Here is a 23822-nt window from a genome sequence, read left to right as displayed (position 1 = left end):
GCCGATGGATCCCGTGACCGCTCTGCGGCGTATCGCGTTCCTGCTGGAGCGCTCGCAGGCCGCCACCTACCGCGTGAAGGCCTTTCGGACGGCCGCCGAGGTGGTGGACGCGATGGAGCCCGGCGAGGCGGCCGAGCGGGTGGCCGCCGGGACCCTGGAGCGGCTCTCCGGGATCGGTCCGCGTACCGCGCAGGTGATCCGGGAGGCTCAGGCAGGCGAGGTGCCCGGCTATCTGGAGCGGCTGGAGGAGGAGGCCGCCGCCGCACCGGCGCCCGAGAGGGGCCAAAAGCTGCTGTCCCGGCTGCGCGGTGACTGCCACCTCCACTCCGACTGGTCCGACGGCGGCAGCCCGATCGTGGAGATGGGCCTCACGGCGGCGGAGCTGGGGCACGAGTGGGCCGTGCTCACCGACCATTCGCCGCGGCTGACGGTGGCGAACGGCCTCTCGCCCGAGCGGCTGCGGGAGCAGCTGGCGGTGGTGGCGCGGCTCAACGAGGAGTGGGCGCCGTTCCGGCTGCTGACCGGGATCGAGTGCGACATCCTGCCGGACGGTTCACTGGACCAGGAGCCTGAGCTGCTGGAACAGCTGGACGTGGTGGTGGTCTCCGTCCACTCCAAGCTGCGGATGGACGCGGCACCGATGACCCGGCGGCTGGAGGCGGCCGTACGCCATCCGCAGGCGAACATCCTCGGCCACTGCACGGGCCGGCTGCTCTCGGGGCGCGGCCGGCCGCAGTCGCAGTTCGACGCGGACCGGGTCTTCGCGGCCTGTGCCGAGGCGGGCACGGCGGTCGAGATCAACTGCCGGCCGGAACGGCTGGACCCGCCGCGCCACCTGCTGCGCAAGGCGGTGGAGGCGGGCGCTCTGTTCGCGATCGACACCGACGCCCACGCGCCCGGCCAGCTGGACTGGCAGATCAACGGCTGCGCGCGGGCCGAGGAGTGCGGCGTACCGGCGGACCGGGTGGTGACCACCTGGCCGGTGGAGCGGTTGCTGACGTGGGCGGGATGAGTGCCTCTGTACGCCTGGGAGAGCGCGGACACGCGACGCCCGCCCCGGAAGGAGTCCGGGGCGGGCGTCCTGCCGCGTACCGCGCTTCTACTTCTGCGGATAGATGTCTCCGGCGGCCATCCCGCTCTGCTGCTCGCTCCGGTCCCGGATCGTCCGGGACTTCTTCTCCAGCCGCTCGCGCTCCTGCGGGTCTGTCGCGCGTTCCGCGGCCTCGGCGAGCTGCTGGGCCTTCTCACGCATCTGCCGCGCCAGGTCGGCGGGCTCGTCCGAACCGCTCATCACCACTCCTCGACACACTCCTGGACAGAACCGGACCACTGCCACCAGCGAACCAGTGACCGAGACCTTCCGCATCCCGCGCGCCCGACCGAAACGGTCACGTGGTGGTGCGGCTCAGCCGCCGCACCACCGTGCGCAGTCGCGGGTGGCGTTCATGGGCCTCGGACGAGCGCCGGTCCAGTTCCTCGCCCAGCCGCTTCGTCCGCTCGTCGATGTCGAGTTCGGCGAGCACCCGGTCGATCTCGGCGAGCAGAGCGCCGTGCAGCTGCCACTCGCGCGGATGCTCCTGGACGTCCTCCAGGAGCAGGTCGGCCACACGGTCACGGGTGGCGCGGCTGCGGGCGAGGGCCTCGGCGAGCCGGTCCTCCGCCGCCTCGCCGTCGGCGGCGAGCGGCGTGGTGACGAGGACGGCGAAGCTCTCGATGGCGTCGGCGAGCTGGCCGAAGAGCTCCTGGAGAAGGCCCGCCACATCGGCCGGGAAGAGCGTCTCCTCCGTGCGGGCCTTCGCCAGGTCGGTGAGCGTGCGGGACAGGACCCGCAGTACGACCGCGCAGATCTCCAGCGTGTCCAGGCCGGTGCGCAGGACGACCCGGGAGAGCAGTCCTTGTCTCACCCTAGGGTTGAGGGTGAGACTTTCCTCCGCCTGGCGGAGCGAGGCGTCGACCTCGACGATGTCGTGGTCGAGCTTGCGGGCCTCGTGGAGCCGGGCCGCCGCCCGGGAAACAGGGTTGTTGCCCACTACCTCCTCGCCCATGCTGCGGAGCATCGTGCCCATCCGGCCGGCCAGCGAGCCGATGGAGGTGCCCGCCGACGCGACCCAGACCGGCGGCGCGAAGACCAGGTTGAACAGCAGCCCGACCACCGCCCCGATGAGCGTCTCCCAGACCCGGTCCCAGGCCGTGTCGGCGACCTGGGAGACGCCGAGGACGAGCATCGCGCTGATCGCCACCTCCGGGACGAACTCGTTGACCCGCACCAGCCGCCCGATCAGCAGCGAGGTGAAGATCGTCAGCCCGAGGCTCCACCAGCTCAGTCCCACCAGCGAGCTGAAGGCGATGGCGATGAGGACTCCGACGATGACCGAGTTCACCCTGCGGATGCCGGTGGTGAGGGTCGCGTAGAGGGTCACCTGGACGACCAGGAGCGCGGTGAGGGGAGCGGTCAGCGGAGCCGGTTCGGGCAGGGCCCAGACGGCCACGGAGTAGGCGATGACGGCGGCGGCGGTCGAGCGGAGCGTCTGGACCCCCGCGGGTTCGGTGGTGCGCTGCACGAGCTTGATGACGGGCGCGGAGACGACGGGCATCCTTTGACCGTGCCCGGTTTCCCGCGTGCGCAGCGCTCCGCGCCCGCGGTGCCTCCGTACGGCCCTGTCCCGGTGGCGGGAATGCCCGGTGTGCGCCGGAGCGGAGACCGAGAGACTCTGGAGACATGGCTGTTCTCGTGAATCCCCCCACAGAGACGCCCCCCGCCGAGGGCTCGATCGGCGACGCGCATGAGGAGCGCCCGGACGGAGGTGTCTGGGAGCACCCGGCCGTCTGGATCGGCCTGATCGTGCTCGGGGCGCTGCTGGTCGCCGGGTTCTTCGCCGCGCGGGTCTTCGGTCTGGCATGAGCGGTACGAAACCGCCTCCGGCGCGCCGGATCGTGGACGCGCTGGTGGAGGAGTGCGGCCTGACGTACGCCGAGGAGGCGGGCATCCGCCTCAGGGACACTCCGCAGCCCCTCTACCAGCTCCTGGTGCTGAGCCTGCTGCTCTCCGCCCGGATCCGCGCCTCGGTCGCCGTCGCGGCGGCCCGCGCCCTCTCCGACCACGGCATGCGCACGCCGCGCCGGATGGTCGACGCGACCTGGCAGCAGCGGGTGGACGCGCTGGGCGAGGGCCACTACCGCCGTTACGACGAACGCACCGCCACCCAGCTCGGCGAAGGCGCCCAACTCGTCCTGGACACCTGGCGAGGCGACCTGCGCCGACTGCGCGCGGAGGCCGACGGCGACCGGGACCGCCTGCTGGAGGGGCTCCAGCGCGTCCCGGGCATCGGACCGGCCGGTGCCGACATCTTCGTACGCGAGGTCCAGTCCCTCTGGCCGGAGACCGGCCCCTGGCTGGGAGCGAAGGCGCTGCAGGGCGCCGAGCGGTTGGGCCTGCCCACCTCCCCCGCCCAACTCGGACAGGCCGCGCAGGACCACGACGACGCGACGTTCGCGGCCGCGCTGGTCCGGGCGGCGCTGGACAAGGACATCGTGGACACGGTCACGGAGGCGGCACGGTCGCGCTGAAACGGCGCGTACGCCGCAGTAGGCCGTACGGAACGCCCGTACCGAACGCGGCGGTACGGGCGTTCCGCCGCGTCAGCGGTCGGAGGCGTCCGGCAGGGCGCGGACCCGCTCTTCCTCCCGGCGGGCCGCCTCCTGCTCCTGCCTTCCTTCGGCCTTCATCCGCTCGTCGCCGAGCGCGATGCCGTCCGACTCCTTCTTCATGCCTTTCAGCCGGTGCGCCTTGGCGCGGGCCAGGTCGGTGCTCTTACCCACAGCTGCCTCCGTACCGCGAGGAGATTCACGCTTCTCCCTCTCCACTATGCCTACGCGTACGGCGGAACGCAGGAGGCCGCCGACGACGGCTCAGAGCACCGGACCGTCGTCCTCGTCCTCGGGCCCGCCGGCCTCCACGCGCAGGGCCAGGTCCTGGAGGACGTCGGCCGACGAGACGTCCGTCTGCCCGGAGTCGTGGACCTGCGCCAGCATCGTGAAGGCGAGGGTGAAGGCGCTCACCAACTGCTCGACCGCGCCGCCCACCTCGCGCCCGACCACCGTCACCACCTCCTCGACGGAGAAATCGTCGGGGATGGCGATGTGGGGCATCGTCTCGTTGAGCAGAGCGGTGACCGCGCCCGCTCCCGTGTCAAGGTCTTCCCGTTCGAGGTCCGCCTCCAGCAGGCGCTGCATTTCGCGCGCCTCTGTGAGGATGCCGATCACGCGCTTCACGACTTCCCGTTGCTCCATGGCCGCGAGCATAGGCCGTACGCACCGGTCGCCACGTGCGCTGGTGTGCACTTCCTCGTGACATCAGCCCACCGCGTCCCGTGGATCAGCCGGTGTCACGGACCGCCACGATGCCGTTGAAGACCCCTGCGTACGCCGTTCCGTCGGGTCCGATGGTGATGGGCGCCCAGTTGTTGTCGTACGCGGGTCCGGTGCCGGTCAGCTTGCGCCAACGGCGGTCACCGGTACGGAAGTCGACGGCGGTGAGGTACCAGGCGTCGATGCCGAGGACGTTGGGCTCCTTCTCGTAGAAGTAGACCAGTCCGTTGGCGGTGGAGAGCTTGGGCACGGTGGAGGGTGAGCGGACCGCGCTCTCCCACACGGTGTCGCAGCCGCTGCCGTCCGGACGGACGTCGATGCGGGTGACGCCGACGACGCTGCGGCCGAGCAGCAGCGAGGTGGGGTTCTCATAGCCGTAGTTGTTCTCCGCGACCAGGCTGTTGCCCCAGCTGATGAGCGAGTTGTCGGTGGTGGAGCGGCCGTGGCCGAAGACCGGGACCGAGCAGACAAGGCGGCGGTCGGCCGGGACGTCGACGCCTCGGCGGTAGACGAGGACGTTCATCCGGTCGTCCGCGTTGTCGGTGATCGCCACGTACTCCTCACCGGTGCCGAAGAGGTCCGGTGTGGTGCCCGAGCCCTGGTTGACCGAGCCGGGCTTGGTGCCGGTGCCGCGGTCGTAGGTCTGGCGCCACTGGATGCGCGGAGTGCCGTCGGGGTCGGCGGTGAAGCTGTACAGGGCGTGGTCGGAGACGATGGAGACGCCGTCCCGGGCCACGGAGAAGGAGTTCTGGATCTCCTCGTCGGCCAGCCGGACGGAGCGGATGACGGAGGTCTCCGGGTCGACCGTGCCGACCCGGCCGAGCCGCGTGACCCACCAGATCCGGCCCTGCCGGTCGGGCATCACGGAGGTGACGGGGTCGCAGGTGCCGCTCGGGAAGGGGTTGGTCCAGCTGACGCAGTCGTGCGGGACCTGCCCGGTGAGGTCCCAGTCGTCCTCCACCACGAACCCCCAGCGGCCGTCCGCGTTCTGCCGGTGGCCGATACGCAGGACGTGCTGGCGGGAGTCGGCGAGGACGACGCGGTCCTGGTCGTCGAGGTAGAAGTAGGCGCCGCCCGAGGTGTCCTTGGAGATCTTCGCGAAGTCGAGCGTGGTGATCGCCTCCACGGTCGACGAGCGCTGCGGCAGCTTGTACTCGGCCAGCGTGTCGAGCGTTCGCGGGTCCAGCAGCTTGAGCAGGAAGCCGGTGAAGGTCCCGCAGACCGTGATCAGCCGGCCGGCCGTGTCGAAGGTGGCGGTGGCGCACTCGCCGCCGACCGGTGCGATCTTCGCGCTGACCACCTCGGGATTCCGGCCGAGCGGCCCGGAGTACGGGTGCGTACCGCTGCCCGCCGCGTCCGCGTGCATCCCGCTGCGGCCGTTGGGAGCGAGGTACGGATGCTGCGGCGGCGCCTCGCCCGGGACCGGTGAGGCGGAGGCGGGTGCGCCTTGGTGGTCGGCGATCAGGCGGTGACCGGGAGCCCGGGGAATCTCGGTGGCCGCCGCCGGGGCGACCGGCCCCAGGAGCGTGACGGAGGCGACGGCGAGCGTCAGGGCCAGGACGCGGGTGAACGCACGGCGGAACGGCGGGGGCATCGGGCTCCTTGATCACGGACGGGGGTCGCGCCGCCGCCCGACGCCAGGACGCACCCCTTGAAGTGTCCATGGAAAGCCGGAGGGTTTCGCGGGCCTGACACACCACCGCAACACCGCGCCACACGCGGCAAAGCCCGCAACACAGCGGGCCACGTCCTGCTTGTCTAGCCGCGCGGCGGAAGCCTCTTGTGCGAGCGGTTCTCGCGCATCGCCCGGCGGATCCGGGCCGCCGCCGCGTGGGCGTGCTCCGGGGTCGCGGTGTGGTCGGCCACGGACGTGACGAACCGGTGCAGCGGCTGCCGGCAGCGGGTGCACGGAGCATCGGTGGTGGCGAGATGGCCGTCCTCGCACTCCGGGTCGGAACAGGAGCCGGGCATCAGCAGCTGCTCGGCGATGTCCTGGGCGCTCCACCGGCGGCGGCCGTCCTCGTCCTTCTCGTTGAGTGCGTGGGCCCAGCGCAGGTTCCAGCGGCGTTCGATGCGCTCGCGCAGGACACCGGCGCTGCGGTTGCGGCCGAGCTCGTCGTGGATCAGGTCGTGGACAGTGCTCGGCACGCGGCCGCCGAGCGCCTGGAGGAGCTGTTGCGGCAGCGCCTGGAGGACATAGCCGCGCGGGTTGCTCTTGGCGTTCTCCCGCCAGCGGTCGCAGGCGCAGGTTCCGTCGTGCCGTTTATGGGCGTGGCACCGGCCGCAGAGGCCGCGGCACTCGGCGCACAGGCCGCCGTCGAGCCCGTCCAGGTGCGGCGCCGGCGCCCGGCCGCACTCCTGGCAGCAGGCCGCGCACGGCCCGCAGAGCCGTTCGTTGCCCGCCTTGGTGGTCCAGGTACGCATCTGGCACCGGCAGCAGAGGCCGGTGTTGCAGTACTCGTGGTGGGCGGCGCCCGAGTGCCGTCCGGGAGGCGGGAAGGACATCTGACCATTGTGCGGGATCGCCGGGCGCCGCGCGGACGGTCCGGCGGTACGGGCCCGGGGTCAGGGGTGCAGGCCGCTGACCAGGTTGGCGGTGGCGCCGATCCCGTCGTGGATGGTCGGCGCCATGCTCGTACTGGCCAGCAGGAAGCCGAGCAGGGCACAGACGATCGCGTGTGAGAGCTTCAGCCCGCCGTTGCGGAGGAAGATCACCGCCAGGACCGTCAGCAGCAGCACCAGTGAGATCGAAATGACCATGGCCAACCTCCTCCGCCGCGCCGGATTTGCGGCTTTCGGCCGCCAGTGTGGCGCAGCGGGGCGGCCGTTCGGCGCACTGGCGTGTCCGCCGAACGGGTACTCCCGCGCGGTGAGGTGTTACGGGGTCGGGGCCGCGCCCGCACGGGCGCGGAGGAAGCGTTCGAGCCCGGCCAGGTCGTCGGTGTTGAGGTGGTCGACGCCGGCGGCCAGGAGCTCGCTCCAGACGGCCTCACGCTCGGGCCCCGGCAGGTCGGGGGTGGCCCAGAAGCGGATGCGGCGGCCCTCGCGGTGGGCGGTCGAGACGAGGGTGCGGAGCCGGTCGCGCTCGGCGCGCGGGAAGGGGCCGACGCCGAGCCAGCTGAAGGTCTGGGTCCAGTTCGCGCTGATCAGCGGCGTGAACGAGGCGGGCGATGCGGTACCGAGGTCGTCGAGGCGGCCGTCGTAGAAGGCGAGGCGGGTGCGTTGGGCCTCCATCGGGAAGCGGGCGGCGCGGTCGCCGGAGATGACGGCGGTGACGGCCCCGGGCCGGACGCGGCCGTGGTGGTGGCGGGTGAAGAGGGAGCCGTAGCGGGTGAGCTGCCGATCGAGCTCGCGGTAGGCGGCGACGCCGTCGGCCTTGATGTCGATGAGGAGTTGCAGAGGCCGGCGGTGATGCGGATACACGCTGCCGTGTCCGGCGCGGGCCAGAGCGCGTAACGGTTCGAGGTAGAGGCCGGCGAGGGTCCGTCGCGGGTCGAGCCCGGCGGGGTCGTGGGCGACGAGCAGCTCGCCGTCGACGAGGAAGATGTCCGCCTCGACGCTGGTGAAGCCGTGCGCGAGGGCGTCGTGGAGCGGACGCGGGTGCAGGTAGTCGTTGTGCACGTGGGCTTGGCGGAGGGGTTGGGTGCGTGGGCGGTGCGGTCGCGGGCCTGCACTGGAAGCCGGGAGCACGAGGGCTTGGGACGAGGGGGCCGGGGACGCGGCGGCCACTCCGGCGGGAGCGGCGATCACCGCGGCGGCGGTGGCGAGCGTGACGGTGAGGGCGCGGCGGCGGGTCGGGGCGGGCGGTACAGCCATGGAGGCTCCCTGAAGCGTCGGCGGGGCCCGGGACGGGCCGGACGCGACGAGTATGCGGCCGACCGGCAGCAGATCGTCAGGTACCTGCCAAGTGTTGGCGTGTTCGTCGCTCTCCGGTCAGCGCTTGATAAGGTGTCAGCGATTTCTCAGGCCTTCCCGGCGCGGACCGCATCCGCCGGGGAGGCTTTTTTTCATGCCTCACAACACACACGTACGCGTACGCCTCGCCACCGCCGACGACCGCCTCCTGATGGAGCGGCTCTGGCTGATGTTCCGCCACGACATGTCCGAGTTCAGCGCGGCCAAGCCCGGCCCGGACGGAACCTTCCGCACCGACCGGCTGGAAGCGGCCTTCACCGACGTCGACCGGGTGCCCTATCTGCTGACGGCGGACGAGCGTCCGGTCGGCCTCGCCTTCGTCCGGGGTCTGGCCGGGCCGGTACGAGTCCTGAACAGCTTCTTCGTCGTACGAGGAGCACGCGGCGCGGGTGTCGGACTGCGGGCCGTCCTGGACGTCCTAGCCCGGCATCCGGGCCCGTGGGAGGTCGCCTTCCAGGACGTCAACGCTCCGGCCGTACGCTTCTGGCGTCGCGTCGCCCGCGAGGTGGCGCCTGACGCCTGGACCGAGGAGCACCGGCCCGTGCCGGGCCGGCCGGAGCTGGCGCCGGACACGTGGATCGCGTTCCACGTGCCCGCCGCGCGGAGGCACTGACCGCTCCGGTCACGCCGCCGGCACGCGCTCCACGCTCCGCTCGCCCCACCGGACCGTCCGGTCGCACCAGCGTTCCAGCAGGACCCGGTCGTGGCCGACGGCCAGCAGCGCGGCGCCGGACTCCGCGCGGTACGCCTCCACCACCGCGACCAGCGCGGCCGTCGTCGAGGCGTCCAGCATCGCGGTCATCTCGTCGCAGATCAGCAGCCCCGGCCGCAGCACCAGCGCCCGGGCCAAGCAGGCGCGCTGGAGCTGGCCGTCGCTCACCGCGTGCGGGCGGCGCTCCAGCAGTTCGGCGGAGAGGCCGACCAGCACGGCCAGCTCCGTCACCCGTTCCGGCACCTCGCGGCGGCGGCCGGTGGAGCGCAGCGGCTGGGCGATGAGTTCGCGGAGGCTGAGGCGGGGGTCGGCGGAGAGGCGGGGCTGCTGGAAGACGACGCCCACGGCGGTGCGCTGCTCGCGCGGGGCGCGGTGCCGCCAGCCGCGTACGACCGCGCCGTCCAGGGTCATGGTTCCGGCGTCCGGTCGGTGCAGGAGGGCTGCGACCTTGGCCAGCGTGGACTTGCCGCAGCCGCTGGGGCCGAGGAGTCCGACCGCCTCGCCGTGGCCGACGCTGAGGGAGACATCGCTAACGACCGGGTCGCGGCGGTCGTATCCGGCGGTGATACGGGTCAGCTCAAGCATCGGCGGCCTCCTTCACGAGGGAGTGGGCGCGGCCGGTCAGCCCGTGGTGGCAGGCGAGTCCGTCGTCGAAGGCCGGGCGCTCGGTGGTGCAGCGGGCGTCGGCGCGGGCGCACCGGGCGGCGAAGGCGCAGCCGTCCGGGAGCGCGCCGAGTTCGGGCGGCATGCCGGGGATCGGTGCGAAGTCCCGTTCGGGCAGGGCGTCGAGCAGGCCCTTGGCGTACGGGTGGCGAGGTCCGGGCGCGCCGAAGAACGGTCCGGCGTCGGCGATCTCCACGATCCGGCCCGCGTACATCACCGCGACCCGGTCCGCGATCCGCTCGGCCGCCGCCAGGTCATGGGTGATGATCAGCAGCGCCCGGCCCTCGTCGGTGTGGCGGCGCAGTTCGTCCACGGTCCGCTCCACCAGGTCCCGGTCCAGTCCGGTGGTCGGCTCGTCCGCCAGCAGCAGCGGCGCGTCGCCGATCAGAGCGAGTGCGGTGGCGGCGCGCTGGGCGAGGCCGCCGGAGAGTTCGTGCGGGTAGCGGTCGAGGTGGTCGGCCGGGAACGAGGCCCGGGCAGCCGCCTCCCGTACGGCTGCGGACCCGCGCACCCCGGTCAGCTCGCGCAGGGTCTCCTCCAACTGGGCGCGGACGGTGCGCACGGGCGTGAGGTGGGCGGCGGGGCTCTGCGGTACGAGGCCGATGCGCCGGCCTCGTACCGTACGGGCCAGCGTCCGCTCGCCCGCCGTCAGCAGGTCGATGTCCCCGCCGAGCACCGCGCTGCCGGTGGTCTGCGCGTTGGCCGGAAGCAGGCCGAGCAGCGCGGAGGCGAGGACGGACTTGCCGCAGCCGCTCTCACCGACCAGCGCCAGGCACTCTCCCGGCGCGACGGAGAACCGGGCGCCGGTGACGGCCGCGATGTCCCGGCCGCCGCGCATCCGGAAGCGTACGGAGAGGTCTCGGACATCGAGGACGGCTGGGTTCGCAGCGTGGTCGGCGGTCACAGCATCAGCTCCGATTTCCGGCGCGGGTTGATCCGGTCCCGCCAGGCTCCGGCGATCCCGGCCAGGGCGAGGGTCGGGATGATCAGGAAGAGACCGGGGAAGAGCGTCGGCCACCAGTCCCCCGCGAGCAGCGAACCGCGCGCGGACTGGACGAGGTTGCCGAGGCTGGCCTGGTGGGCCGGGAGGCCCAGGCCGAGGAAGGAGAGCGCGGATTCGTGCCACATGGCGTGCGGGACCATGAGGACCGCCGCGAGTCCGGCCTGCGGGAGCACGCCGGGCAGCAGGTGGCGCACGATGACCCGGCCCCGGGAGGCGCCGCCGGAGACGGCCGCGTCGATGAAGGGACGCGAGCGCAGCGACAGCACCTCGGAGCGGACGATCCGGGCGGTGGATATCCAGTGGGTGAGGGCCACCGAGATGATGACCGGCCAGACACCGGGCCGGAACATCGCGACGATGAAGATGCCGAGCAGCAGATGCGGGATGGAGGACAGGGTGTCGACGATCCGCATCACGATCCGGTCCGGCCAGCCGCCGAACGCTCCGGCGAGCGCGCCGACCGCCGTGCCGATCACGGTCGCGGTGAGGGCCGCGACCAGGCCGACGAGCAGCGAGACGCGGAGCCCGTAGACGCAGCGCAGCAGCAGGTCGCGACCGACGTCGTCGGTGCCGAAGGGGTGGGCCCAGGACGGCGGGTGGAGCTTGTTGGACAGGTCGACGGCCTGCTGGTCGAGCTGGGCCAGCGGCGGCACGATCAGCACGACGAGCGCGACGGCGACGACGATGGTCGCGGAGGTGGCGACCCGGATGCGGCGCGTGGTGCGGCCCGGCAGCGGGGCGAGTGCGGTCTCAGCCATCGAAGGCCACCCGGGGGTCGGCGAGTCCGTAGAGCAGGTCGGAGAGGAGGTTGCCGAGCAGGACGGCTGCGGTGGCGAGCACCGTGAGCGCGGCGAGCAAGGAGAAGTCCACCGAGGTGGCGGCCTCCACGGTGGCGGCGGCGATGCCGGGCCAGCTGAAGACGGTCTCGATGAGGAGCGCGCCGGTGATGAGTTCGGGGACGCGGGAGCCGATCAGGGTGAGCATCGGGAGCATCCCGGAGCGCAGGCCGTGGCCGAGGAGCACCGTGCGCTCGCTCAGCCCGCGGGCGCGCGCACCGCGCACGGGGTCCTCGGCGAGTGCGTCCATGACCCCTTGGCGTACGTACAGGAAGAACCACGGCAGCTGCGAGATCCCGAGCACGGCCGCCGGCAGGACGAGGTGCGAGGCGACCTGGCCGAAGGTGACCACATCGCTGCCCGCGTCGGTGAGGCCGCCGGCCGGGAGGAGGTCCAGCTTCAGTGCGAAGAGCCAGATCGCGAGGAGGCCGAGCCAGAAGGCGGGTGCGGCTTCCAGGGTGTACGCGGCGGAGCTGACGGCCCGGTCGAGCCAGCCGCCGGGCCTGCGCGCGGCGAGGACGCCGAGTACGGTGCCGAGAAGGATGGCGATGACGAAGGCGGAGGTGGCGAGCAGGGCCGACCAGCCCATGCGTTCGACGATCACGTCGGTGACCGGCTGGCGCATCACGCTGGAGACGCCGAGGTCTCCTTGGAGCGCGGAGGTCAGCCAGTCCCACCAGCGGGTGACGAGCGGCTGGTCGGCGCCGAGGTTGGCCCGGAGCTGGTCGAGGTTCTCCTGCGAGGCGGTGAGGCCGGCGGTGCCCGCGTACGCCTTGACGGGGTCGAAGGGGGACGCGGCGGCGACGGCGAAGACGCCGAAGGTGACGGTGAGGAGGACCGGGACGGCGAACAGGGCCCGCCGTCCCGTCATCCGTGCCATCGGCCCCCAGGGGAGGCGCGGCTTCACTTCTCCGTGTCTCCCGTGCTTTCGGGCTTCCACTTCTCGACGTTCCACCAGGGGCCGGAGGCCAGGCCGTGGTCGTGCGGCTCGACCTGCGTGGTGAGAGGTCCGAAGCGGTCGTCGACGACGTAGAGGTGGTCGATGTGGGTGAGGAAGGTGTAGCCCGGGTTCTTCACCAGCTCGCGCTGGACGGTGTCGTACGCCTTCTTGCGCTCGGCCTTCTTCCCGCTCCTGCGGCCGGCTTCGATCGCCGCGTCGACGGCCTTGTTGTCGTACCAGGCCATGTTGTTGAAGCCGTCGCCCGCGAGGGAGGACTTCAGCAGGGTGTACTGGTCGAAGTCGGGGTCGGCCGGCGAGCCACCGCCCGCTAGCACGGCGTCGTGCTTCATCCGGGGCTCGATGACCTCCCAGGTCCCGGCCTCGGTGCGGATGTCGATGCCCGCCTTCTTGGCGTCGGAGGCGTAGGCGAGAGCGTGCTCCTGGCGGAGCTTGTCGCCGCTGAGGTACCAGAGCGGGAAGGTGGCGCGCACGCCGTCCTTGACCCGTACGCCGTCCTTGCCGGGGATCCATCCGGCCTCGTCCAGGATCTTCTTCGCGGCGGCGACATCGTGCTTGCGCTCGGTGCCCTTGGCGAACCACTCGCTGTCGGTGGGGACGGGCCCGTAGGCGGGCTTGCCGCTGCCGTCGAGGATGGCGTCGACCATCGTCTGCCGGTCGACCGCCACGTCCAGGGCGCGGCGGACGGCGGTGTCACCGGCGACCTTGTTGTCGGTGGGCAGGGTCACCGTGCGGTAGTCGTAGCTGTTCGCGGCGTACGTCTTCTTGCCCTTGTCACCGGCGAAGCCCTTGGCCAGGTTCGGCGGCAGGATCGCGCCGTCCAGGTCGCCGGAGCGCAGCCGGGTGGCGCGTACGTCGTCGTCCTTGATGATCGCCATGGTGAACTTCTTCACCTCGGGTTCGCCGCCCCAGTAGTGCGGGTTGGCGGTGAAGCTGAGTTTCTCGCCCTTGGACCACTTGGTGAGGACGTACGGCCCGGTGCCGACGGGCCGGGTGGTGAAGGCGCCGGTGTTGACGTCCTGCTTGCCCGCGATGTGCTCGGGAGCGATGGGCAGGACGGTGCGCTGGGCGAAGGGCGCGTAGGGGTACTTGAGCGTGAAGACGACCGTGTCCTCGCCCTTGGCCGTGACGTCCTTGACGGCGTCCAGCTCGGTGCGGGAGGGGTTGTTGGTCTTCGCGTCCAGGATGGTGCGGTAGGTGAAGACGACGTCCTTCGCACCGAACGGCTTGCCGTCGCTGAACTTCACGCCCTGGCGCAGCTTGTACGTGTACGTCAGCCCGTCGTCGCTGACCTCGGGGAGCGCGGTGGCGAGGGCCGGCTGGAGCTTCAGCTCCTCGTCCAGGGTGAGCAGCCCGTCGAAGATCTTGGAGTTGCCGTCCTTGCCGTAGCCGAGCAGCGGACTCAGGCTGTCGGGCTCGTAGGCGATGCCGACGACGGCCGAGGTGGTCCCGGTCCCGGAGCCGCTCTTGGGGCTGTCCGGGTTGGAGCAGGATGCCGCGGTCAGGGACAGTGCGGTCACCAGCGTGGCGGCGACCGCCCCCCGTATCGATCGGGCCGTCATACTCTGCACATCCCTGTTCAAGATCGACTGTTATTGCGAACAGTACGCAATTAAACAGGATGTAAAAGACCCTGGTACACCCCGCCTCCACAGACGGGACGCGTGCGCCGGGGCCGGTACGACCGGGAACAACCCCGCCCGCCTACAGCGAGGCGTCGGCCAGATCGATGGTGAGTACGTCCTCGTCCCTCGTCCGGTGGTCGATCGTGATCGAGCCGGCCGCGCCCGCATAGGCTTCCGTCCCTCCGGTGATCGCGAAGACGTGGGACCACGGCTGAGCGTTCACCGGGGGCTCGGTCACGGCGGGAAGCGGCCGCTGAAAGGCCGTGGCAGCCGTGATCAGGCCGTCGCCGAGGCTCAGGACCAGCGTCGCCAGGACGAACGAGCCGTCCAGCCCCACGGCGACCGGCAGGCAGTGCGCGTTCTCGGTGCCCACGCCCTCGCCCTGTGCGTCCGACAGGTCGTACCGGACGAAGTACGGGACGCCGACCGTGAGGACCTCCGGGATGTTCGCGCCCGTGCGCCTGCCGGTCAGGACGATCCGGCGGGCCGCCTTGCGCGCCGCGTGGGCGGCCCCGCCCGCCCCGACGACCAGCCCTCCGGCGATGGCCGCCGCCGAAGTCAGCTGCAGAACGCTCCTGCGATCCATGTCCGTCATCGCCTGCCTCACACCCTTGCCGGTCGTGTCCGCCGGGCGCACGCGCGCCCCACGGACAAACGGCCCACCGGAGCGGAACGGATCGCCTCGGACGCGCACACCACCGGATCGGACGAGCGGACGGACGCGTCCGAAGGCGATCAAGCGTTACGGCTCCGGCAGCTCCACCAGCTCCGCGACCGCCTCACGGTGACGGCCCGCCGAGCCGTAGGCGACCGAGTCCGCCTTGGCGCGCTTCAGGTACAGGTGCGCCGGGTGCTCCCAGGTCATCCCGATCCCGCCGTGGAGCTGTACGCACTCCTCGGCGGCGTGGACCGCGACGCCGGAGCAGTACGCCTGCGCCACCGCGACCGCCAGCGGCGCGTCCGGGCTGCCGGTGGCCAGCGCGTCGGCGGCGTTGCGGGCGGTGGCGCGGGCCGAGACGACCTCCAGCCAGAGCTGCGCCATGCGGTGCTTGAGCGACTGGAAGGAACCCACGGGCCGGTTGAACTGGTGGCGTTCGCGCGTGTGGCGAACGGTCTCGGTCAGGCACCACTCCGCGATCCCGAGCTGCTCGGACGCGAGCAGTCCGGCCCCGGCGAGCAGGCCTCCTTCCACGGCGGCGGCGCTCGCTTCCGGCGTGGCCAGCAGCGTCCCGGTCGCGGCGGTGAGGGTGAGAGTGGCGAGCGGACGGGTCAGGTCGAGCGGTACGAGGGGGTCCACCGCCACTCCGGAGGCCGCGGTCTCGACCGCGTACAGGCCTTCGGTGGTCGGTACCAGCAGGACGTCGGCCACGGCCGCGTCCGCGATCCCGCGTACCGTGCCGTCGAGCGCGGCGAGGGCCGCCTGCGCGCCTGCGGGCGGCGTGGCGAACGGCACGGCGAGCACCGCCGTACGCGCTCCGGAGGCCAGCTCGGCGAGCAGTGCGGCGGCCGGTCCGCCGACGCCGGCCAGCGCGAGCAGCGTTTCCGTGGCCACGACGGAGCTGGTCAGGTACGGAGCCGGAGCCACGCTGCGGCCCAGCTCCTCCAGGACCACGGCGGCCTCCCGGTGGGACGCGCCCTGGCCGCCGAGCTTCTCCGGTACGAGGAGTCCGGCGGCGCCGATGCCGGTGGCGAGCGCCTCCCAGAGCCGGAGGTCGTACGGCGTGTCGGACTCGGTCGCCGCGATGACCGTCGGCGCGTCGGCCCGGTCGGCGAGGAGCGCGCGGACGGCGGAGCGCAGGTCCTCCTCGTCCTGGGAGTAGAGGAGGTCCGGGGTGGCGGAGGGCTGGGTGGGCGCGGTCATCGGCTCAGGTCCTTCCAGGCGACGTCCTTGTCGTTACGGGGTTCGGCGGGCAGGCCGAGGACGCGCTCGGCCACGATGTTCAGCAGGACCTCGCTGGTCCCGCCCTCGATCGAGTTGCCCTTGGAGCGGAGGTAGCGGTAGCCGGCGTCGCGTCCGGTGAAGTCGACCAGCTCCGGACGGACCATGGTCCAGTCGCCGTACAACAGGCCCTCGTCACCGAGCAGTTCGACCTCCAGGCCGCTGATCTCCTGGTTGAGCCGGGCGAAGGCCAGCTTCATGCCCGAGCCCTCGGGTCCCGGCTGTCCGGCGACGAGCTGCTGGCGCAGGCGCTCGCCGGTGAGCCGGGCCACCTCGGCCTCGACCCAGAGCGTGAGCAGGCGTTGGTGGGTGTCGTGGGTGCGCAGGTCGGGGCGGTCGCGCCAGGTCTTCGCGACCGGGCCGATCATGCCGCCCTCGCGCGGGATGCGGGAGCCGCCGATGGAGACGCGCTCGTTCATCAGCGTGGTCTGCGCGACCTTCCAGCCCTCGCCGACCGGTCCGAGCCGGTGGCTGTCGGGGATGCGGACGCCGGAGAGGAAGACCTCGTTGAACTCGGCCTCGCCGGTGATCTGGCGCAGCGGCCGGACGTCCACGCCCGGGTCGGTCATGTCGCAGATGAAGTAGCTGATGCCCCGGTGCTTGGGAAGGTCCGGGTCCGTGCGGGCGATGAGGATCGCCCAGCGGGCCACATGGGCGCTGGACGTCCAGACCTTCTGGCCGTCGACCACCCAGTCGTCGCCGTCGCGGACGGCCCGGGTGGCGAGCGCCGCGAGGTCGGAGCCGGCGCCGGGCTCGCTGAAGAGCTGGCACCAGACCTCCTCGCCGACCCACAGCGGCCGCAGGAAGCGCTGCTTCTGCTCGTCGGTGCCGAAGCCGAGGATGGTGGGCGCGGCCATGCCGAGGCCGATGCCGATGCGGCGCGGGTCGTTGTCCGGCGCGTCGGCGGCGGCGAGTTCGGCGTCGACCACTTGCTGGAGCGAGCGAGGCGCGTCGAGCCCGCCGATGCCCACCGGATAGTGGACCCAGGCGAGGCCCGCGTCGAACCGTGCCTTGAGGAAGTCGGTGCGGCCGGTGGTGGCGGGCGGGTGCGCGGCGAGCAGCTCGCGGGTGCGGCGGCGGACCTCGGTGGCGTCGACGGCGGGGCTCATCGGGCACCTCCGGGCAGCACGACGATGCGGCCGGTGCTGGTGCCGTCGGCGACGCGCTGGACGGCCTCGGCGGCTCCGGCCATCGCTACGCGCTCGCTGATCAGCGGTTTCACGATGCCTTGAGCGGCCAGCTCGGTCAGCTCGCCGTGGCAGGCGCGGACGGCGGCCGGGTCCTTGGTGTTGTAGAGGCCCCAGTGCAGCCCGACGATCGAGTAGTTCTTCACCAGCGCGTGGTTGAGCGCCGGGGCCGGGATGGTGCCGCCGGCGAAGCCGACGACGAGGACGCGGCCTTCGAAGGCGATGCACTTGACGGACTTGGCGTACGCCTCGCCGCCGACCGGGTCGTAGACGACGTCGGCGCCGCGACCGCCGATGGCTTCCTTGACGGCTGAGACGATGTCCTCGCTCCGCCGGTCGATGACCAGGTCGCAGCCGAGTTCGCGCGCGACGGCCGCCTTCTCCGGGCCGCCGACGACGCCGATGACGGTGGCACCCGCGGCCTTGCCGAGCTGGACGGCCGCGCTGCCGACCCCGCCCGCCGCCGCGTGGACGAGGAGGGTCTCGCCGGCCTGGAGGCGCGCGCGGCGGTGGAGGCCGAACCAGCCGGTCTGGTAGCCGATGTGGAGAGCGGCCGCCTCGGCGTCGTCCAAGGCGTCCGGGGCGGGCAGCAGGGCTGCCTCGTCCGCGACGACGTACTCGGCGAAACCGCCGTACGGCAGGGCGGGAGTGGCGAGGACGCGCCGGCCGTCCTCCGTCGTGCCGCACACCTCGACGCCCGGTGTGAACGGCAGCGGCGGCCGCACCTGGTACTGGCCCCGGCAGAGCAGGGCGTCGGGGAAGTTGACGTTCGCGGCGGCGACCCGGACGAGCGCCTGCCCGTCACCGGGCGTGGGCCGGTCCGTCTCCTCCAGGCTCATCACCTCGCCCGGCTCGCCGTTCCGGTGCACTCGCCATGCCTGCATGAGGGGCCTCCACAACACTGTCGGCATCAACCGCTGCCGCTGTCGGCGTTTCCACTGCTCGCGTAGTACTGCTCCGGCGCATACTAAGCGGTCGCTTGCTCATCTGGGAACACCTTCGCGCGGCCGACGGCGGCCCCTCAGCCCCGCTTCGGCTTCGCCCTCACATGCATCCGCTCGCCCTGCGGGCCGAACAGGCTCAGGAACTCCACCGGCTTGTCCTCCGCCGGTCCGAACCAGTGCGGCAGCCGGGTGTCGAACTCGGCGGCCTCTCCGGGCTCCAGCACCAGATCGTGCTCGGCCAGCAGCAGCCGCAGCTTCCCGGAGAGCACGAACAGCCACTCGTACCCCTCGTGCGTGCGCTGCTCCGGCACCTCGCCGCCGCCCGCCTCCTGCACCATCTTGTACGCCTGGAGTCCGCCGGGACGCGCGGTCAGCGGCAGCATCGTCCGGCCGTGCTGCACGATCGGCTTGGCCCGGACGCGAGGGTCTCCGACGGGCGGCGCGCCCACGAGGTCGTCGAGCGGGACCTCGTGGGCGCGGGCGATCGGGAGCAGCAGCTCCAGGCTGGGGCGGCGGCCGCCGGATTCCAGCCGGGAGAGCGTGGAGACGGAGATCCCGGTGGCGGCGGAGAGCGCGGAGAGCGTGACCCCGCGGTCCTTGCGCAGGCGGCGCAGCCGGGGGCCGACCCCGGTGAGTACGGCGTCGAGTTCGGGGTCGTCCCGGTCGTGTTCCTTCATGGAGCCATTGCAGAATCGGCAAGCGGCTTTGTCAATTGCGCCGGTGGACACATGCGGCCCCGGGCGGGTTCGTCAATCCCGCCGTGGCCGCATACGGCCCGGCCCGGTCACGGGCCGGCCGGTCCCGCCGCATCCGTGCGCGGCCCGGTCAGCCGGCGAAGACCTCGAAGGTGACCGCCGGGCGTCCGCCGAACCGGTCGGCCTCCGCACGCACCATGCTCTCCAGGAACTCCCGGCAGTACTTCTCCGGCTCGTCCTCGGTCAGCGCCTCGATATAGGTGCGGTGTTCGAGCAGGGACCGCACGGAACGTTCGAACCCGGCCGTCGCGTCGACCGCGTGCGTCGGCCGGTCGCTGCCTCCCACGGCGGTCCACCGCACCCCGTTCCACGGCTCCAGACCCTGTTCCTTCAGCTCCGGGAAGATCCACCGGTTGCCCGCGTCGGCCACGGCGTCCAGCGTGGCCCGGCCGACCGCGCGGTGGTCCGGGGTGTTCCAGGCGACGCCGCCCCAGGTGTCCCGGTGGTTGAGGGTCACGACCAGCTCCGGGCGGTGGCGCCGGATGGCGGCGGCGATGTCGCGGCGCAGCCCGATCCCGTACTCGATCACGCCGTCACGGTGGTCCAGGAACTCGACCGTACGGACTCCGACGACAGCGGCGCTCGCTCGCTGCTCGCGCTCGCGGACAGGCGCGCACTCCTCGGGCGGCAGGGTGTCGATCCCGGCCTCGCCCCGGCTGGCGAGGAGGTAGACGACCTCTCGGCCGCCGTCGGTCCAGTCGGCCACGGCGGCGGCCGTGCCGTACTCCAGGTCGTCGGGGTGGGCGACCACCGCCAGGGCGCGGTGCCAGTCGGTGGGCAGGGGTTCGAGTCGCTGCTGCGTCATACCCGCAGGCTACCGACGATCACCGTCAAGACGCCGTGAGCGGAGAGGATCCGGGTAGGCGGGAGGGAATGCGGGCCGGCGTCCGGGCGCTGGGGACACGTGTAGAGTCCCAGCCCTCCCCGCGCCGCCCCGGTCGACGAAAGGATCCCGCTCGTGACCAGCCCCGCCTCCCTCTCCCTCTCCCCCGCCCAGGCCGCAGCCCGTCTGGAGGAGTTCACCGTGATCGACGTACGGGCTCCCGGCGAGTACGCCGCGGGCCACGTGCCCGGCGCCCTGAACATCCCGCTCGACAAGCTGCCCGACGCGCTGCCCGCCCTGAAGTCCGCCTCCGCCCGTGGTTCGCTGCTGGTGGTGTGCGCTTCCGGGGTCCGCTCGACGCGGGCCTGCGAGATCCTGGCGGGCGCGGACATCGAGGCCGCGACGCTCACCGGCGGCACCTCGGCCTGGGAGGGTGACGGACGCGGCCTGGACCGGCCGGAGGGTGCGCGCGGTGTCTGGCCGCTGGAGCGCCAGGTGCGGCTCGCGGCCGGTTCGCTGGTGGTGGCCGGGCTGGTGGCGGGCGTCCGTTTCCCGGCCGCGCGCTGGCTCTCCGCCGGTATCGGCTCGGGCCTGGTCTTCTCGGCCGTCACCAACACCTGCGGCATGGCCTCGGCCCTGTCGAAGCTGCCGTACAACCGGGCTCCGCGCTCCGGCACCACGGACCTGGACGCCACGCTGGAGGCGCTCCAGCGCTGACGTCGGCCGCTGTCAGATCTCGTTCCTGACCAGCGCCAGCAGCCGGTCCAGGACGCGCGGTCCGCCGGCGCGCACGCCGTCGTGCTCGTACTCGTCCGTGACCCAGGTGCGCAGCCCACGGATCGCGGCGGCGGTGCGCAGCGAGTGCGCGGTGTCGACGTACATGTCGTCGTGGTAGACGGCGGCGGCGACGGGCACCTCGTTGGCGGCGAGCCGCTCGGGGTCGTAGAGGACGGGCCAGTCGGTGCGCTGCGCGAGGAGCTCGGCGGTCTCGCGCAGCGGGCGGAGCGCCGGGTCGACGTCGAAGTGCCACGGGTGGACGGTCTCGCCGGTGAAGAGGAGCGGCCCGTCGCCCGCCAGCGCCGTCGCGGCGTCGAACTGCGGGAATTCGGCGCGTACGCGTTCGGCGGACCAGGCGGTGGGGCGCTCGCCGTATCCGTAGATCGCCTCGTGGATCAGCGCGTAGAGCGGGTGTCCGGCGAACGAGGTGGCCGAGCGCAGGGCCTCCTGGAAGGTGTCGGAGAGTGCGGTGCCGTGCGGCGTGCGGACGAACGCGTTCTCCAGGAGGTAGTGGAGCTGGTGGCTGCCGCTGCCGCTGCCGGCACCGAGCATGTGGCCGAGCGACTGGAAGAGTTCCGGGGTCAGGCGGTGGCCGGCGCTCTCGGGGCGGTGTTCGGTCAGGTACGCGGCGATGGCGCGGGCCCGCTCGACGTCCTGCGGGTAGCGGGCGTAGTGCGCGGCGACCTTCCGTTCGATACGCGGGTACGCGGCCCGGTAGACGTCGTCCGCGTGCGCGTCCAGCGAGGGCAGGCCACCGGTGATGAGGACCGCCGCGAGGCCTTCGGGCGCCGAGGAGAGGTAGCGGACCGCGCAGAAGCCGCCGAAGGACTGGCCGAGCACCGTCCACGGCGCGCCGCCGGTGAGCCGCTGCCGGACGGTCTCGCAGTCGCGGACGATGGCGTCGGAGCGGAAGTGGGCGAGGTGGTCGGCCTGTTCGCGCGGGCCGCCGCGCAGCGGGAGCGTCTGCCGGTTGGCGGGCGTCGAGAGGCCGGTACCGCGCTGGTCGAGCAGGAGCACCCGGAACTCGCGCAGCGCCCGGCCGAGCCACGCCTCCGTACCGGTGAACCTGCGGGCGCCGAAGCCGGGGCCGCCCTCCAGGTAGACCAGCCAGGGCAGCTCCTCGCCGGATCGTCCGGCGGCCACGGCCTCGCGCCCGTACAGCTCGATCTGCTCGCCGCCGGGGTCGCTGTGGTCGAGCGGGACGGTGAAGCGGTGGTCGGTGAGGACGACGCCGGGCTGGCGGTAGCTGGTCACGGATGCTCCTGGGTCGTGGGGCCGGGCGGTCCTGGTGAAAGGGCCAGTCCAGCACAGGACCCGCCGGTTACGGCGGGAGGGCGGGTGCCCCGGACGGTCCTGGCCCGTGTGCGCCGCGCGCGGGGCGCTCCTACTGTGCGGACATGATCCGGTTCGAGCAGGTCGGCAAGGTCTACCCGGACGGTACGACGGCGGTCGACGGTCTCTCCTTCGAGGTAGCGGAAGGAGAGCTGGTGACGCTGGTCGGGCCGTCGGGCTGCGGCAAGACGACCACGATGATGATGGTGAACCGGCTGATCGAGCCGACCTCGGGCCGGATCCTGGTGGACGGCGAGGACATCGCCGGGATCGATCCGGTGAAGCTGCGCCGCCGGATCGGCTATGTGATCCAGCAGGTCGGCCTCTTCCCGCACCGCACGGTCCTGGACAACACCGCGACCGTCCCCGCCCTGGTCGGCTGGAAGCGCGCGCGGGCCCGGGAGCGGGCGGCGGAGCTGCTGGAACTGGTCGGCCTGGACCCGAAGACGTACGGCTCGCGCTATCCGTCCCAGCTCTCCGGCGGCCAGCGCCAGCGGGTCGGCGTGGCGCGGGCGCTCGCCGCGGATCCGCCGGTGCTGCTGATGGACGAGCCGTTCGGCGCGGTGGACCCGGTGGTGCGGGAGCGGCTGCAGAACGAGTTCCTGGCCCTCCAGGAGCGGGTGCGCAAGACGGTCCTGATGGTCACGCACGACATCGAGGAGGCGGTGCGGATGGGCGACAGGATCGCGGTGTACGGGGACGGGCGCATCGAGCAGCTCGACACGCCGGCCGCCGTGCTCGGCACTCCGGCGACTCCGTACGTGGCCCGATTCGTGGGCTCGGACCGGGGGTTGAAGCGGCTGTCGGTGACCGCGATCGAGGCGGAGGACCTGGAGGAGCCGCCGGTGGCCCGGCTGGACGAGCCGGCCGCAGCGGCTGCGGGCCGGTTGCGGGCGGCGGGAGCCAGGTGGGCGGTGGTGCTGGGCGCGACGGGCGAGCTGCACGGCTGGGTGTCGGCGGATGCGCTGCGGTCGGCCGGAGAGCGGGGGACGGTGGGCGCGCTGGCCCGGCGGATGGAGGCGTGGGTGCCGGTGGGCGCGCCGCTGAAGCAGGCGTTCAGCGAGATGCTCCAGCACGACGCGGGGTGGGTGGCGGTGCTGGACGGGGCCCGGTTCCTCGGGGTCCTGACGCCGGCGAAGCTCCATGAGGCGCTGCGCCGGTCGGTGGACGCGGACGCGCAGGGCGTGGGGCGCGAGGAGGTGGACTTCGACTCGGTGGCGGACGCGTGAGCAGGCGCGGCCGCCACCGGTAACTCCTCTGTGCGGCCTGTCACGTGAGCGGTGGCCCCCGCCACCGCTCATCCCCTTGTGCGGCCTGTCAGTTGAGAATCGCGCGGACGATGGCACCGAACACGCGGCTCACCGCGCCCAGCGCACCGGCCTCCACCACGACCTCCGCGACATCGGTACCGCTCTCGGCCGCATCGGGCCCGTGCTCCTTCAACCGGCACCGGCGGCACACGCCGCTCCTCAGCCGTCCCCGTTTCTTGCAGCGCTTGCACGCCTTGCGCAGTATCCCCATGCGGCCAGGATCTCACCCCGGCCCGCAGGGACGCGAGGTCACCGGCCGCGGCGGTAACTGCTCCCGTCCCGCGGGCGGACGAGCAGTCCGGCGACGACCAGGTGGCGGCGCATCGCGGAGCAGTCCTCGTGGACGGTGAGCAGCGCCTCGTTGACCTCCCGCTCGGTGTACGCACGGTCGCGCTCGAACAGCGTCTCGGCCAGGTGCGTCAGCAGCTGCTCCAGCCGGGCCCGCTTGCGCGGGATGGTGACCAGGCGGCCGTGCGAGAAGAGGGCGGTGACCTGGTGCGTACGCCGGACGGACTGCTGCGGCGGAAGGGTCTGTTGTTCAGGCATGGCCCGAGCGTCGCAGGCTCCGAACGGGCGGGCAACGCGTTTTCCGTTCGGCCGGACGCGGGGGCCCGTCCCGCATTGACAGCGACTGGCGCCCTCGTTCTAATGGTCCGCGTGCAGCGTGACGTCGGC

Annotated in this window: 28 protein-coding genes; 6 read left to right on the top strand and 22 right to left on the bottom strand. The window is 72.5% G+C overall.

What is annotated here, in order from left to right; all coding sequences use genetic code 11:
- Positions 1 to 4: 4 nt before the first annotated feature.
- On the top strand, positions 5 to 1012 hold the full coding sequence (locus tag ABZ267_RS11415; protein WP_356753328.1) for a PHP domain-containing protein: 1008 nt from the start codon (positions 5 to 7) through the stop codon (positions 1010 to 1012).
- An 87-nt stretch (positions 1013 to 1099) separates the two neighbouring features.
- On the opposite strand, the gene ABZ267_RS11410 is transcribed toward ABZ267_RS11415, so the two are convergent.
- Both ABZ267_RS11410 and ABZ267_RS11405 read right to left on the bottom strand, forming a co-directional pair.
- Positions 1100 to 1291 (bottom strand): DUF6381 family protein, encoded by a 192-nt coding sequence (locus tag ABZ267_RS11410; protein WP_356753327.1) that lies wholly within the window; start codon positions 1289 to 1291, stop codon positions 1100 to 1102.
- Positions 1292 to 1388: 97 nt separating this feature from the next.
- Complete coding sequence (locus ABZ267_RS11405) at positions 1389 to 2594, bottom strand: aromatic acid exporter family protein (protein ID WP_356753325.1); 1206 nt, start codon at positions 2592 to 2594, stop codon at positions 1389 to 1391.
- 125 nt (positions 2595 to 2719) lie between these two features.
- Here ABZ267_RS11405 and ABZ267_RS11400 point away from each other — a divergent pair, with 125 nt between their 5' ends.
- Both ABZ267_RS11400 and ABZ267_RS11395 read left to right on the top strand, forming a co-directional pair.
- Positions 2720 to 2902, top strand: a complete 183-nt coding sequence (locus ABZ267_RS11400) for a DUF6480 family protein (RefSeq protein ID WP_073876627.1) — start codon at positions 2720 to 2722, stop codon at positions 2900 to 2902.
- Positions 2899 to 3567 (top strand): endonuclease, encoded by a 669-nt coding sequence (locus ABZ267_RS11395; protein ID WP_356753323.1) that lies wholly within the window; start codon positions 2899 to 2901, stop codon positions 3565 to 3567. The genes ABZ267_RS11400 and ABZ267_RS11395 overlap by 4 nt, the downstream gene beginning before the upstream one ends.
- A gap of 72 nt (positions 3568 to 3639) precedes the next feature.
- Here ABZ267_RS11395 and ABZ267_RS11390 read toward each other — a convergent pair whose 3' ends face one another.
- The 6 genes from ABZ267_RS11390 to ABZ267_RS11365 form a co-directional block, all read right to left on the bottom strand.
- A complete protein-coding gene (locus ABZ267_RS11390; protein ID WP_356753321.1) occupies positions 3640 to 3819 on the bottom strand; it encodes a hypothetical protein in 180 nt (59 codons plus the stop codon).
- Between the two features lie 90 nt (positions 3820 to 3909).
- Positions 3910 to 4302 (bottom strand): hypothetical protein, encoded by a 393-nt coding sequence (locus ABZ267_RS11385; protein WP_356753319.1) that lies wholly within the window; start codon positions 4300 to 4302, stop codon positions 3910 to 3912.
- Positions 4303 to 4375: 73 nt separating this feature from the next.
- On the bottom strand, positions 4376 to 5962 hold the full coding sequence (locus ABZ267_RS11380) for a hypothetical protein (RefSeq protein ID WP_356753317.1): 1587 nt from the start codon (positions 5960 to 5962) through the stop codon (positions 4376 to 4378).
- Positions 5963 to 6126: 164 nt separating this feature from the next.
- Positions 6127 to 6873, bottom strand: coding sequence for a hypothetical protein (locus ABZ267_RS11375; protein ID WP_356753316.1), 747 nt, complete (start codon positions 6871 to 6873; stop codon positions 6127 to 6129).
- Positions 6874 to 6933: 60 nt separating this feature from the next.
- Positions 6934 to 7128, bottom strand: coding sequence for a hypothetical protein (locus ABZ267_RS11370; protein WP_015613051.1), 195 nt, complete (start codon positions 7126 to 7128; stop codon positions 6934 to 6936).
- A gap of 117 nt (positions 7129 to 7245) precedes the next feature.
- On the bottom strand, positions 7246 to 8184 hold the full coding sequence (locus tag ABZ267_RS11365) for a phosphatidylinositol-specific phospholipase C/glycerophosphodiester phosphodiesterase family protein (RefSeq protein ID WP_356753315.1): 939 nt from the start codon (positions 8182 to 8184) through the stop codon (positions 7246 to 7248).
- A 193-nt stretch (positions 8185 to 8377) separates the two neighbouring features.
- Between ABZ267_RS11365 and ABZ267_RS11360 the strand changes: the two genes are divergently transcribed.
- Positions 8378 to 8896, top strand: a complete 519-nt coding sequence (locus tag ABZ267_RS11360) for a GNAT family N-acetyltransferase (RefSeq protein WP_356753313.1) — start codon at positions 8378 to 8380, stop codon at positions 8894 to 8896.
- A 9-nt stretch (positions 8897 to 8905) separates the two neighbouring features.
- Here the strand turns inward: ABZ267_RS11360 and ABZ267_RS11355 are convergent, their stop codons facing one another.
- From ABZ267_RS11355 to ABZ267_RS11305, 11 genes are all read right to left on the bottom strand, one after another.
- Positions 8906 to 9580, bottom strand: a complete 675-nt coding sequence (locus tag ABZ267_RS11355; protein WP_356753311.1) for an ATP-binding cassette domain-containing protein — start codon at positions 9578 to 9580, stop codon at positions 8906 to 8908.
- Positions 9573 to 10562: an ABC transporter ATP-binding protein gene (locus ABZ267_RS11350; protein WP_356753309.1), complete on the bottom strand. Its 990-nt coding sequence runs from the start codon at positions 10560 to 10562 to the stop codon at positions 9573 to 9575. The genes ABZ267_RS11355 and ABZ267_RS11350 overlap by 8 nt, the downstream gene beginning before the upstream one ends.
- Positions 10559 to 11419 (bottom strand): ABC transporter permease, encoded by an 861-nt coding sequence (locus ABZ267_RS11345; RefSeq protein ID WP_356753307.1) that lies wholly within the window; start codon positions 11417 to 11419, stop codon positions 10559 to 10561. The genes ABZ267_RS11350 and ABZ267_RS11345 overlap by 4 nt, the downstream gene beginning before the upstream one ends.
- Positions 11412 to 12377 carry an ABC transporter permease gene (locus tag ABZ267_RS11340; RefSeq protein WP_356753306.1) on the bottom strand — a complete coding sequence of 322 codons (966 nt, stop codon included), beginning with the start codon at positions 12375 to 12377 and terminating at the stop codon, positions 11412 to 11414. Before ABZ267_RS11340 ends, ABZ267_RS11345 begins: the two co-directional genes overlap by 8 nt.
- Positions 12378 to 12400: 23 nt before the next feature.
- Entirely contained in the window at positions 12401 to 14017 is a 1617-nt protein-coding gene (locus tag ABZ267_RS11335; protein ID WP_356753304.1) for an ABC transporter substrate-binding protein, read from the bottom strand.
- 142 nt (positions 14018 to 14159) lie between these two features.
- Complete coding sequence (locus ABZ267_RS11330; RefSeq protein WP_356753302.1) at positions 14160 to 14675, bottom strand: hypothetical protein; 516 nt, start codon at positions 14673 to 14675, stop codon at positions 14160 to 14162.
- 147 nt (positions 14676 to 14822) lie between these two features.
- Entirely contained in the window at positions 14823 to 15941 is a 1119-nt protein-coding gene (locus tag ABZ267_RS11325) for an acyl-CoA dehydrogenase family protein (RefSeq protein ID WP_356753300.1), read from the bottom strand.
- On the bottom strand, positions 15938 to 17128 hold the full coding sequence (locus tag ABZ267_RS11320) for an acyl-CoA dehydrogenase family protein (RefSeq protein WP_356753298.1): 1191 nt from the start codon (positions 17126 to 17128) through the stop codon (positions 15938 to 15940). The genes ABZ267_RS11325 and ABZ267_RS11320 overlap by 4 nt, the downstream gene beginning before the upstream one ends.
- The gene (locus tag ABZ267_RS11315) at positions 17125 to 18090 is read right to left on the bottom strand and encodes an NADPH:quinone oxidoreductase family protein (protein ID WP_356753296.1); all 966 of its coding nucleotides are present in this window, start codon (positions 18088 to 18090) and stop codon (positions 17125 to 17127) included. The genes ABZ267_RS11320 and ABZ267_RS11315 overlap by 4 nt, the downstream gene beginning before the upstream one ends.
- A 137-nt stretch (positions 18091 to 18227) precedes the next feature.
- On the bottom strand, positions 18228 to 18827 hold the full coding sequence (locus ABZ267_RS11310) for an XRE family transcriptional regulator (protein WP_355866730.1): 600 nt from the start codon (positions 18825 to 18827) through the stop codon (positions 18228 to 18230).
- A 148-nt stretch (positions 18828 to 18975) separates the two neighbouring features.
- On the bottom strand, positions 18976 to 19710 hold the full coding sequence (locus ABZ267_RS11305; RefSeq protein WP_356753294.1) for a PIG-L deacetylase family protein: 735 nt from the start codon (positions 19708 to 19710) through the stop codon (positions 18976 to 18978).
- A 153-nt stretch (positions 19711 to 19863) separates the two neighbouring features.
- Between ABZ267_RS11305 and ABZ267_RS11300 the strand changes: the two genes are divergently transcribed.
- On the top strand, positions 19864 to 20445 hold the full coding sequence (locus tag ABZ267_RS11300; protein WP_356753292.1) for a rhodanese-like domain-containing protein: 582 nt from the start codon (positions 19864 to 19866) through the stop codon (positions 20443 to 20445).
- A 12-nt stretch (positions 20446 to 20457) separates the two neighbouring features.
- Here the strand turns inward: ABZ267_RS11300 and ABZ267_RS11295 are convergent, their stop codons facing one another.
- A complete protein-coding gene (locus ABZ267_RS11295; RefSeq protein WP_356753290.1) occupies positions 20458 to 21759 on the bottom strand; it encodes an alpha/beta fold hydrolase in 1302 nt (433 codons plus the stop codon).
- Positions 21760 to 21902: 143 nt separating this feature from the next.
- On the opposite strand from ABZ267_RS11295, the gene ABZ267_RS11290 reads away from it, so the two are divergent.
- Positions 21903 to 23066 (top strand): betaine/proline/choline family ABC transporter ATP-binding protein, encoded by a 1164-nt coding sequence (locus ABZ267_RS11290; protein ID WP_356753288.1) that lies wholly within the window; start codon positions 21903 to 21905, stop codon positions 23064 to 23066.
- Positions 23067 to 23154: 88 nt separating this feature from the next.
- On the opposite strand, the gene ABZ267_RS11285 is transcribed toward ABZ267_RS11290, so the two are convergent.
- Both ABZ267_RS11285 and ABZ267_RS11280 read right to left on the bottom strand, forming a co-directional pair.
- Positions 23155 to 23358, bottom strand: a complete 204-nt coding sequence (locus ABZ267_RS11285; RefSeq protein WP_356753286.1) for a hypothetical protein — start codon at positions 23356 to 23358, stop codon at positions 23155 to 23157.
- Between the two features lie 38 nt (positions 23359 to 23396).
- The gene (locus ABZ267_RS11280; protein ID WP_356753284.1) at positions 23397 to 23693 is read right to left on the bottom strand and encodes a DUF2087 domain-containing protein; all 297 of its coding nucleotides are present in this window, start codon (positions 23691 to 23693) and stop codon (positions 23397 to 23399) included.
- Positions 23694 to 23822: the final 129 nt, after the last annotated feature.

The sequence above is a fragment of the Streptomyces sp. NPDC006174 genome, assembly GCF_040614075.1.
Lineage (GTDB): Bacteria > Actinomycetota > Actinomycetes > Streptomycetales > Streptomycetaceae > Streptomyces.
Note: the sequence above shows the minus strand (reverse complement) of the source record. Positions and strands in the feature narration are given on the sequence as shown.